The organism is Streptomyces sp. NRRL WC-3626 (assembly GCF_000718785.1).
Taxonomy (GTDB): Bacteria; Actinomycetota; Actinomycetes; order Streptomycetales; family Streptomycetaceae; genus Streptomyces; species Streptomyces edwardsiae.
On record NZ_JOCA01000002.1, the window covers coordinates 218,370 to 229,680 of the forward strand.

At 67.4% G+C, this 11,311-nt stretch carries 7 protein-coding genes; 3 read left to right on the forward strand and 4 right to left on the reverse strand.

Annotated elements, in window-relative coordinates:
- Window positions 1–39: 39 nt before the first annotated feature.
- Complete coding sequence (locus IF28_RS0103655) at window positions 40–939, reverse strand: hypothetical protein (RefSeq protein WP_006379211.1); 900 nt, start codon at window positions 937–939, stop codon at window positions 40–42.
- A 465-nt stretch (window positions 940–1,404) separates the two neighbouring features.
- Between IF28_RS0103655 and IF28_RS0103660 the strand changes: the two genes are divergently transcribed.
- Window positions 1,405–2,238 (forward strand): hypothetical protein, encoded by an 834-nt coding sequence (locus tag IF28_RS0103660; protein WP_030213772.1) that lies wholly within the window; start codon window positions 1,405–1,407, stop codon window positions 2,236–2,238.
- Between the two features lie 262 nt (window positions 2,239–2,500).
- On the opposite strand, the gene IF28_RS0103665 is transcribed toward IF28_RS0103660, so the two are convergent.
- Window positions 2,501–6,934, reverse strand: coding sequence for an AAA family ATPase (locus IF28_RS0103665; protein WP_106981982.1), 4,434 nt, complete (start codon window positions 6,932–6,934; stop codon window positions 2,501–2,503).
- Between the two features lie 134 nt (window positions 6,935–7,068).
- Here IF28_RS0103665 and IF28_RS36940 point away from each other — a divergent pair, with 134 nt between their 5' ends.
- Both IF28_RS36940 and IF28_RS40120 read left to right on the forward strand, forming a co-directional pair.
- Window positions 7,069–7,965, forward strand: coding sequence for a hypothetical protein (locus IF28_RS36940; protein WP_048818822.1), 897 nt, complete (start codon window positions 7,069–7,071; stop codon window positions 7,963–7,965).
- 50 nt (window positions 7,966–8,015) lie between these two features.
- Window positions 8,016–8,147 carry a hypothetical protein gene (locus IF28_RS40120; protein ID WP_267883046.1) on the forward strand — a complete coding sequence of 44 codons (132 nt, stop codon included), beginning with the start codon at window positions 8,016–8,018 and terminating at the stop codon, window positions 8,145–8,147.
- Between the two features lie 62 nt (window positions 8,148–8,209).
- Here the strand turns inward: IF28_RS40120 and IF28_RS0103680 are convergent, their stop codons facing one another.
- Both IF28_RS0103680 and IF28_RS40340 read right to left on the reverse strand, forming a co-directional pair.
- Complete coding sequence (locus IF28_RS0103680) at window positions 8,210–10,585, reverse strand: DNA topoisomerase (protein WP_030213781.1); 2,376 nt, start codon at window positions 10,583–10,585, stop codon at window positions 8,210–8,212.
- A gap of 291 nt (window positions 10,586–10,876) precedes the next feature.
- Window positions 10,877–11,275, reverse strand: coding sequence for an NUDIX domain-containing protein (locus IF28_RS40340; protein ID WP_078620837.1), 399 nt, complete (start codon window positions 11,273–11,275; stop codon window positions 10,877–10,879).
- Window positions 11,276–11,311: the final 36 nt, after the last annotated feature.

Below are 11,311 nucleotides of genomic sequence, written 5' to 3' on the forward strand. Positions count from 1 at the left end.
TTCGTTCGTTCCTCGTCGTGGTGGCCGGCCTGGCGCTGGTCAGTTCAGCGACGCCTTGAGATCGAGCAGTTCGTCGTCGATGCCCTGGTAGAAGACCCGGAGCATCGGCAGGGCCTCCTCGCGGTCGAGCATCGTGGCTTCCTTGATCATCAGAGTCGAGCCGCCGACCTCGGCCTGGAGGACCTGGTGCCCCTTGCGCAGTGCGTCGGTGTTCTTGCCCTTGAGCAGCAGGTACTGGTGGATCGAGGTGAACTTCCCGCCCACGTGCTGCGTGAGAATGTCGTATTGCTCGTTCTGCAGCTCGATCAGATCGGGATCGCGGACCTGCAGGGCCTGGTTGCGCCGTTCCAGGTTCGCCACCTGGTGGTAGACCCGCTGCGGCTCCTTTGTCGTGATGAAGCTGTGCTCGCAGGCCGTCTCGACCTTGCGCCAGAAGGAGTCGACCCGATCGAGGATCCCGACCCGGTCCTCGTCGAAGAGCAGGTAGCTAGCCGAGCCGACGACCAGGTAGACCCGACCTTCGCCGCCGTCGGAGAAGTGGATCAGCCCGTCCTCGTCGATCCCGTCGATGCCGACGATCGAGTAGAAGTCCGTGGGGTTCGAGCCGCGACGGGTGAAGACATGGCGGGCCTTCAGCGGCAGGTAAGCCAGGAAGGCTGGTACGCGCATGATGCGCAGCTCCTTCGTCTTCATCAGCCCGCCGAAGTAGGCGATCGCCGCCAGTCCCCAGAGGACGAAGAACGTGATGGCGACTGGGCCCGAGCTCGCGACGAACGTCGACGTGCTGAACCACAGCAGGGCGAGGATGCCGCCGCCGAAGAAGAGCAGTTGCTTGATCGGGGAGGGCTTGGCCGCCCACCCTCCCTTGCTCAGCGTGATCTCGTGGTCGAGGAAGCTCCTGTTCAGCGAACTCGGCACCTTATAGGACAGTTTCGCCATGAATCTCTCATCTCCCCCCTGCAGCCTTAATGGCCATTGCTCGTTCTATCGAAAAGTCCTCATACGTGAGGTGTGTAGATGGCATCCTATCTCAGATAGGTCATTTGAATCGAGAATGAAAGGGGCTTGAATGGAGACGTTCGATGGCTCGGACTGGCGAGTCCGGGTTATCGGGTGTCGTCTGAGCGGCTGGCATGATCCGTCCGCGGGCCGCTGGATCCGGACGACGCCCACCGGTGCCTCACACACCTCGCCTGCGACCTGCGCCGCCTGGGCACGCATGATCTCGCCTGGTGGCAGCTCTGCCGCTGGTGTCAGCCGCTCGCCCGTCCGTGGGCAGGGTCCCTGCTGTGGGGAACCGTCGCGTGCCTGCTCTACGTCCTCGGCGTCGCACCGTGGGCGGTCACCTCCGGCGTCCCCCTGCGGGCCTACGCCAATGCGTTCCTGTGGTTCGACTTTCCCTGGGTGGTGGCTCTGATCGTCATGCACCTTGCCGCGGCCTGGCTCGGCGCCAGGACGTGGTGTAGGGAGCACGCTGTCCTTGCGGCGGCGGTCGCGCGTACCTGCGGCGGGCTGGTGGGAGTCGCGGGGTCCGTGTGGGCGCTCTTTCCCGACCTGCTCAGGTGGGACGTCTTCTTCTCCGCGCTCGTCTGGCTCGGATTCACGTCGCTCATGGTGCTCCTCCGCACGGGACTGCCTGCCTCGCCCCGAACACCGAGCCGTGAAACCCTCATCCTGGCCAACCTGGGCTGCAGGCTGCGCCGTACGGCGACTACGGTGGCTGTCGCCGCGGTTCTGGGCGGCTGTGGCCCGTCCACGTTCTCGTTCATGGTGGACGGGCACACGCCACCGAGGATCTGGCTCTACGGCATCTTCATCGGCACCGTGCTGGCGCTGGGCCAGTCGACACTGCGATGGGTGAACGCCGCGGACTCCAGGGACGACCTGAGCACCCAGGCCAAGCTTGTTTGCGGCGATCGGCTCGTCAAGGTGATCAGCTGCGTCATCGGCTCCCTCCTGTTCCTCCGGTCCCGCACAGCCCTGGATGTCGTCGAGCATCAAGAGTCCAGCGCGGCGACAACGTTCCTGGGGAGCTTCGACGACCACCCCCGGAGCGTCTGCGCCTTCGGCGTGGTACTCGCCGTCATCCCCTACTCATGGCCTCGCTACACCGTCACGCTCTGTCTCATGGCGGCGGGAGGCTGCACTGGCAGCCGCGGATGTTCCTGGCCGACTGTCACCGGCTCGGAGTCCTTCGCCAGGTCGGTACCGTCTGTCAATTCCGTCGCGCGCATCTGAGGGATCGCCTCGCAGTGGGCCCGACTCGGCCTACCCACCCACGAGTCACTACGCCGACGGACCCTACTTGCCAGGCGATGCCGCCGCCTCCTGATGTGAGGTCACCAAGAACAGATGGCTGCTCTTGTGCCCGATGGTCCGGTGGCCCTGCAGTCGGGCGACGGCCTCGGACCGCACCCTGTACCGGCCCGCAGCAGCCTGGAAACCCACACACCTCTTACTCATCACCCGGACACCGGCGCCACCGGCCGGGCCTGAGCACCTACCCTCCGCTTCCCCCTGTTTCGCGCCGAGCCCACGGCTCAGGAGACGGCAGGTTCACGCGGAAAGCGGCCAGGCCCGCGGGTCCGCCGATCGCGAGGGAGACCTGGCCGTCCTCGTACACCGAGGCGATGGAGTCGACGGGCGCGGCGGTGATCAGACTGTGCAACAGCTCGCCGGAAACCGGGTCCCACAGGTGAAGGGCGTGACCACTCCCGCTGGCGAGTACATCGCGGGTGGGGGAGAGCGTGACGGAAGCCAGCGACTTGGTCCAGGGGGTCGTGATCCGCGCCCGCGGTTCCCAGTCGGCCGTGTCCCACGTGTGAATGCCCTCGCGGTCGGCCGCGGCCAGGAGAACGGAGCCGGCCGATCGAAGGACCGCCAGCGCCAAGGTGTCCGAGCGTCGCCTCCCCCGTACCCGCAGATGTACGACTTCTCTCGCGCCTTCCAGATCCCAGATGCTGACACCACGGTCCGTGCCGATCGCAAGCCACGGAGTGACTCCGTCGCTCGCAGGCAGGGCCACGACCGCGCGGGACCTTGGGAAGGCCACACTGGTGATGAGCTCGCTTGGTCCGCCCTCGACATCCTCCAGAAAAATGCCGCTGTAGCTTGCGCGGGCCAAGTGGGTCGAGCCTGGTGGCCAGTTGACGACACACGAGTCCGAAGAGCTTTCGCGTCGCTGGAAGACCGCGAGGTGGCTTCCTCCCGGGGCGGGCCGCGGACCCTGCTGGTCTCCCGCTGTCCAAGGCTGCCAGATCCGTGTGCCGGTGCCGGTGCCGGCCCGGACGGCCACGCGCCCCGGAGAAACCGGATGGAGCGCGTCGACCATGCCGACGGCCAGATCGGTGCTGTTGCCGCCGTCCAGATCCATGGCTACGGCGCCGGCGGGGTTGCCGACGATCCATCGGTGGTGGCCCCGGCCGTCCGCCGCAGGCATCCGAAGCGCCGTCAGCGCGGTGACCGGTCCCACCGACATTCCGGGCGGCGTACGGGGGGTGGCCGGTTTTGGCTGCCACAGGCGCAGACCTTCCTCGCCGGCCGTGGCCACGAGCCATCGGTCCGCCGCCGGCAGCGTCGTCAACCCGGTGATCTCTCCCACGGTGACGTCGGCGACCAAGTCCCAGCCGCCCTCGCCGAGTTCCCACACCTCCACGCTCCGGTGTCGACGTCTCTCCAGAGCGATGACCACGCGGCCGTCCGGGAGATCGAACTGTGCGGGAAACGCGGCAGGCCCCTTGCCCACCGGCAGCACCTGCCCCGTGTCGGGATCCCAGCTCAGGACGCGGCCGGTACTTGCCACCAGCACCATGTCCGTACGCCCCGGGCGCCGCAGGCACAGGAGTCTGCGCACGTCACGGCAAGCGATGCGCGCGCGTGAGTGGATCGCGTCGTCGTCGAGACTTTGCAGGACCAGTCCGTCCGAGACCGCCGACACGAGCAGCGGTCGCCCTCTCCGGTCGCGGATTACGGTGTGCGCGGGACGGCGCTGGCCACCTGCTTCGTCCGTGGGGAACGGCACTGTCTCGGAACGGTTCTGGTCCGGTTTCCAGCGGGTGAGGCCGTGGCCGTAGCGTGAGAGAAGCTGCCACCGGTCTTCACCGTCAGTGACGACGTGAACCGCACTGGCGGGCGTACTGGAGTGGTGGATCCGCAGTCCGGACAGCGGGTCCCAGATCGCGACACCCCGAGGTCCGGCGGTGGCGAGGAAGGCTCTGCTGTTCCCGCGTACGACGCACAGGTCGTCGACGAGACCGGCAGGGAGATCCGCCAGGTGCTGGCCGTCGGCCGCGTCCCAGACGTGGGCCCCTTGCTTGGTTCCGGCAACGACGAGGGTGCGTCCCGTTGACACGTCGATCGTGAGGAGAGCGCGCACATACTGTCCCGGGGTGGCCAGGACGTTGGTGGCGGACCGCCACCACACCATGCGCGGGCTCAAGACCGTGGCGCCCGGCTCCTGCGGTTCCTCGCGGTGCCGGAGTGCCAGTGCGTGCAGAGCGATGCTGCTGTGCCGGGAGGCCGGGTCGACGGCGTCCGTGAGATAGGGCTCGATCAGTGCCGCCGCGGCGACGTGGGTCCGGTGGGTCTCCTCCGGGTCCTCGGGCAGCGGTAGGCCCAGTCGTTCGCGCAGGGTGTGCGAGGTCTCCTGGGACAGCAGTCGCAGGGGAACGTGTTCGTCGTCCAGGACGTGTCCGGCGGTGGCGTGTGCCACGAGATGCCGCCGGACGTAGGGGTGCGCGGTGGCGCGCTCCGCGGGGAGGAGAAGCGCCAGCTCACGGGTGATGCGGGCGTGCTCCTCCGCGAGCGGCGGGGGCACCTCATCACCGCCGGGTGCGACGGGTGAGGTACCGGCGAGAGAGGAGGGCTGTTCCAGGAGAACCTTGGCGACCTGCTGGTGCACCGGCCGGTACGTGAGGCGCCCATCCTCCTCGCTCCTGGCGAGATAGCCGGTCAGTCGAGTCGTCTGCACGGTGCGGATGGCGGCGGCAAGTTCCTCCACCGACGCCCCGCTGTCACCAGGAGCTACGAGCGCGTGGGCGACACCGGGCCAGACCTCCGCCCAGGGCAGTCCGGAACCGGCCCCGAACGCCGCGGCACGCAGGACTCTGACCAGCACGGTCACCGGCAGACCCTGCTGACGGGCCACTTCGTGGAGGTCCTCGTGGAGCAACGCCACCGTGCCCCGGCTCAGACGCTCCTGCCAAGTCCGCGCGGTCACCTCCTGAACCTGCTGGGCGGTCCGCAACTGGTCCGCGGCCAACCGCCCGTCCAGGAATGACGGCGCCACCGCACGCGCCACGGCACGCGCGGCGATCCCGGCCTGCTCGCGCCTGTCGGCGTAGGGCCCGGCCTCGTCTCCGGCGAGCAGGGCCTCGACGTAGGCGGCGATGTCGTCGGCGACGCCGGGACCGTCCGTGCGCTGCACGGTGACCGGGACCGGCAGACGATCGCCCTCCAATGCCCAGCACAGCCGATGCAGCAGCTCGTCGGCGTCCGCGTCCACGAGGTGCTCCGCGACGTCGGGCGAGTCGTGAGGAGAGCTGCGCACCCCCACCACCATCCGCACCAACGGCTTATGACGCTCCACCCGCAACCGTGCGATCGGCAGGACGACGTCGTTGAGGCAGGCGAGGCTGTCCTGGGCCTCGTCCAGCGCGTCGATGACGAGGGTCGGCATCCGGTTCTCGCGGGCACGCGCGGTGAGGCACTCCAGCAGAGCCTGGAGGGGCGCTGTCCCGTCGGGGGCGGCCTCTGCCTCCAGCACCCGCAGGAGATCCTCGATCAGGCCCAGCGAGGTCTTGTTCCGCGCCAGGACGGCGGCGTCCACCGAACCGGCAGCAGGACGTTCGTCCGCGGGGACCGCCGCCGCCACTCGGGACAGGTCGGGCTGGTCGAGGAAAACCGGATCAGTGAGCGTCACCAGGCGGGCCAGCAGGGCGGACTTCCCCGAGCCCGCCGCTCCCGTCACCACGAGCACACCACTGCCGCGGGTGACGAACTCAGTCAGCGTGCGCATTTCGTGATGGCGCCCGCTGAAGTACCAGCCCATGTCCTCCGAGTGGATCCGGCCCGAGGCGCGATCACGCCAGTAGCCGTCGAACAGCCCGGCGGCGTCGGGCAGTTCACGCACCGCGGTCCCCAGATCCTGCGGAGCCTCGAAACGTGGGTTCGGCAGGCACAGGCTCGCCTCGTCGGAGAGCTGCTGCTCCGGCCACACCCACCTGGCTTCGACCAGCCCGTGGTCCTCGCGCTGTACGGACTCCAGGGCCTCCCGCCACTCACGAAGCGACAGATATGGCTTCGCGAACCCGGTCTCCTCGGCTCCGATCTTCTCCAGGGTGCGCCTGAGGAGTTCGGTGAACGACCCGACAAGAGGCTGTTCGTCGAAGTCGCCCGACGTGACCACGGCGAGCGAGGCCAGCTTGCGACGGGACGTCAGATCGCGCAGTACGGGCTGGACATCGTTGGCGAGTGCCCCAGCGAAGCAGGAGTCCACAAGGACCAGCACATGCTCGGCCGAGCTGCCCAGCGCGGCGCTGATGACCTCGCTGGTGGTCAGCGCGGTGCCCGGAAGCCGGCCGTCGTCGGTGCGGGCGAAGCGCAGGTAGTGCCGGCCCGAGGACGGTCCCCGCTGACCGTGACCGGTGATGTAGATGACGATCGCTTCCCTGCGCCTGGCACCGGCGATGTCCTGGACGTTCAGGAACCGGTGTACCTGCTGCACCGAGTGCAGCGTCACGTCCGGTCTCCGGAGCGAGAACTGCCGCTCCGGTCCCAGCGCGGAGTCGGCCAACCAGCCCGTGACGACGCCCACTTGCTCGTTGATTCCCTTGGTGAACTCGGCGTTGCCGTCCGCGTAGTCGTCCACCGCGATGACGATCAGCCGACGGGACGCACGCGCCACCCCGCTCATCAAGCCCCCCAGCTTGCCCATGTCCTACGGCTCGAAAGCGGCACTCTACCGCCGGGAACGATCGCCTTCGCGCTCGTACGGCGCGGCGCGGCGGGCCACCGGTAGCATCATCGGCGTCCCGCCAGGGGAGGCGGAGGAGAGAGGGGGCCGGTCCAGTGAGCGATCTGCATGTGGTGGGAGTCCACGGAATCCGCCAGCGCGACACCAACTCCCTCAAGCTGGCCGAGGACTGGAACCTGGCTCTGGCGGAAGGCATATCCCTGCACTGCGGCCCCACGTCCCCCACACCGTCGGTCATCACCCCGTACTACGGCGACGTCTTCCCCAAAGGGCGCTTCCAGCTCGGCGACGACGACCCGTCCGAGTGGTTGGCCGAAACCGACGAGGAACAGCTGGAACTGCTGGCGCAGGCCTTGGAGGCCCACACGCCACCCGTGCTGGGAGAGCGGCCGGCGGCCGGCACTTTGGGCGCACCTCCGCCTGTCTCGCCCCGCATCACGGCGGCGCTCGCGCGTATCGACCGCAGATGCGGCCCTGGAGTGGGGAAGGCGCTGCTCAGCAGGGTCAGTGAGGTGTACGGCTACTTCAGCGCCAAATCCAAGTACGAAGGCATGGCGGACACCGTCCGCGACCGCGTGCGCGAGGCGGTGGAACAGAGCGGCGCCAGCCTGATCATCGCTCACTCCCTGGGCAGCGTCATCGTGTACGACATGTTCCAACGGGGCCGGATTCCCTCGGACGTTGATGGCGGCGTGAGCATGCTCATCACCTGCGGATCGCCCCTGGCATGGCTTCCATTGCGGCGCAAACTCGGGGTACGCGCATCTGACGAGCTTCAACTACCCTCAAACGTGCGCTGGTTGAACGTCTTCGACCCCAACGATCCCGTCACCGCCGGTGTGGGACTCTCCGCAATCGCACCAGGCGTGACCGACGTGGCCGTGGACAATCAAGACGACCCGCATGCGGCAGGGCGCTACCTGGAACAGCAGCCGGTGGCAGCCGCCGTGCACAGCCACATGACGCGTGGCCCCATGCTCCCCAAGGGCTGATCTCACAGCCTTTACGACGGCTCTGCGGGCACTCGGGAAAAGAGCGACAGATGCGATCGCAACCAAACGTCGTACAGGGACCTGGTGTCGCCCTGGACATCGCCGATCAGGCCCACCTGATCTCCCAGCTGCACGATGTCGTTCATCGTCCTCATCACATCCTTCTGTTGTCGCTGTCGTGAAAAGGCAGCAGCGGGTCCCGAGGTCCGGGACCCGCTGCTGCTCGCCAGCGCCTGTCCGGGCATCAGCCGAACAACGGCACGATCTTCTTCTTGCCGCCCTCTTCCTTCCAGGCGACCTTCGCGTCAAAGGTCTTGCCCTTCGACGAGACGAACCCCGTGCCCTGGATGGTCTTGCCGGCTGCCAGGTCCTTGCGCTGCGCGTCGGTGAAGGTCACCTGACACCAGGACCGCGGCGGCTCGTCGCCGGAGCCGAAGTCGGGGACGATCTTCTTGGCCTTCGCGTCCCAGCTGACCTTGCAGCCGAAGGTCTTACCGGTCCTCGCGCTGACGAAGTCGTCGATCTCCAGCGCCTGGCCCGCCAAGAGTGCCGTGACCTCCGCCGGCGTGAACGTCCGGCCGGACCACTTCGTCGGCTTGTCCGGCACCTCCAGCTGGAACCCGACGAACTTGCGGCCCTTGAAGTCGCCGACGCCGAGCGCTCCGGTGGCCGTGTAGGGCTTGCCCGCCTTGTTCGTGGCCTCGAACGAGATCGTCTCGCCCGCCAGCAGCTTCGCCACCTCGTCGTCACTGAACTCGTGGCCCGACCAGATCTTCTTCAAGGCGACCTTCTTCGGCCCACCCGGAGCGGCATGCCACACACCCTCGGCGCGGGCGGCGACCACCTGCTTCTTCAGGCCCAGCTCGGCGCGCATAGAGGTGGCGTTCTTCGTCATCGTGGCGATGTCCTCGCGCACCCAGTCGGCGACGACGGCCAGGCGCTCCTCGGCCGTCGCCATCCCGGCGGCGATGTCGCGCATGTCGGCGTAGACCTTCTCGGTGAGCCCGAGGTCGCCGATGCGTGTGCCCGGCAGGAGCCGCCAGCTCATCTCGCCGGCCTGCGCCAGCCTGAGTTTCCGGCCCTTCTCCGTCAGCAGCGGGTACTTCGCCTTGCCGTTGGTGACCTCGGAATACGTCGAGGTGCGGGTCGCGCCCGTGCCCACGTCGCGCTTCTCCAGCTGCTTCATCAGCCATTTCATCGTCGGATGCTCGGGGCGCTTGTTCGCGCCCTCGAAGATGAACGGCTCCGCGGTCTGGCCCAGGCCCTTGCCGGACTCGTTCTCGTCGCCTTCGGCCGTGTCGTCGCCGGCGTCCGGATCGAACACGGCCCGCCAGCCGGGGCTCTTGGGCACATTGGCGATGCCGACGAAGTCCGGGTACTTCTCCACGTGGCCCTTCTGCTGCTCGTAGAGGTAGTCCTCGGCGAGCATGGCCAGGTAGTTCTTCGCGAGCATCTCGTAGATGAGCCGTCCGGCCTTGCCGTACTTGTGCTCGACCTCGTCCAGCGAAAAGGGCACCTTCGGCCCCGGACGATTCGCGCCGTGCGCGCCCTCGGGCTTCACGTGTGTGGACCGGGGCTGGCGATGCGTCAGAAGCCCAGCGTCGACGCCGACCACGGCGGCGATCTTGTCGATCAGCGGCGCGAGGTCCTTGAACTGCTCGGGCGTGATCGTCTTGTCCTCCGTGCGCGGGTAGGAGACGACCTGGTCCTCGTACATCTTCTGGTAGGTCGAGAGCGTCAGGTTCGCCTTCACACCCTTGCCGACGAGCATCGAGGACAAGGAAGCGAGGTCGAGCAGCTTCGGCGGCGCGGTCTTCTTGCCCGCCTTGCTGTCCAGGACGACAGGGGAGGGGCCGTACTGCTGCGGCACCTGGCCCTTCTGGTCGAACCGCGGTTCATCAGGGTTCGTGTACATGACGTCGTTCTCGTCGCGGAAGCGGTTCTGGAAGAACGGCTTCTTGACGTACGCGTCATAAGCCTTCTGCTGGTCGCCGACGAGAGAGACCATCGCCGACTTCAGCCGGCCCTGGCGCAGCACGAGGTCCTGGCCGGACTGGCGGCCCATCGCCGTGGCGATACGCGTGAACTGCATGGACAGGAAGTCCCACTGGGAGCGGTACATCGCCTTGCGGTAGTCGCCCTCGTTCTGCATGGACTTCACCGGCCGGCGCTGTTCGAACGCCTTCTGGATCGAGGCCTTCGACTCGTCGGTGAACTCCATGCGGCTGAACCGCTTGCCGTGGAAGCCGAGTTCGTCGATCGCCTCCCAGAAGAGCAGATCACCCTCACCGGACGGATCCAGATCCGTGGCGATGACGATTTCGTCGCCGCGGCTGAGCGCAGAACGCAGAGTCTTGATGACGTCCGCGACGTTCTTCTGCGGCTCGCGCTTCCACGTCAGGTCATCCGGATCCCAGGGCAGATTGCTCAGGTCCCACTTCTGATAGGCGTCCGCGAGCGAGGAGTCCACCATCGCGTGCGGTTGGGCGAACTCGTAGAGATGACCCCTGAGGCTCGCCACCTCGTAGGCCGTGCCCTTGTAGCTGCCCTTCGTCCCGCCGAGGGCGCTGGCCATGTTCCTCGCTGCGCTCGGCTTCTCTGCGACCACGATCGCGACCATGTCGACTCCTTCTCGTCATGATTCAGAAACGAGTACGAGCCTACTTGAAAGGGCATACCGAATGGGAGTCAAAAGGGGCACTAAAAGGCTTTGAATGGCGTGAGCGTCATGCAGCGAAAGGCAGCTCCGGCACGCTGCTCGAGCAATCACCGCTTGTGAAAAAAGAGAAGACCCGAGAAGCTGTGCTTCTCGGGGTCGTCGTCTATCGAGCGCTGTCACCGCCCAGTCGGCATCGCCACGCCGAGCCGGACGCGGTACACCCGCAGCACCTTGCCGAGCGTCTCGAGTCCCTCAGGGTGCTTCAGGCCTTCCTCCAGCTCCTTCAGTCAGATGGGCCGCACGCCGGCCACCTCGGCGACCTGCTTGCGCGTGGCCCGCCCCGGGGAGCAGATTGCTGCGCGGGATCCTTGCCCCCTCGACCCACTCCAGGCCGGTCTGGGCGTCGTATTCGGCATGGCCGCCGAGCTGCGCCGTATCTCCTTCGGGCTGGCAGAGGAAGATGACTTCGACCCTGTGGTCCTCCGGTGCACCACCGTGATGGGCACCGATGTACTCGCGCAGCCACAGCATGCGCTCGACGGTGACATTGAGGCCGGTCTCCTCAAGGACCTCACGGCGAACCGTGTTGTCGAGTGCCTCGCCGGGGTGCGGCCGCCGCCGGGGAGGAAGTAGCACTCCTGTCCCGCCCACTCAGCGCGCTGGAGCAGAACGTGGCCGTCACGGATG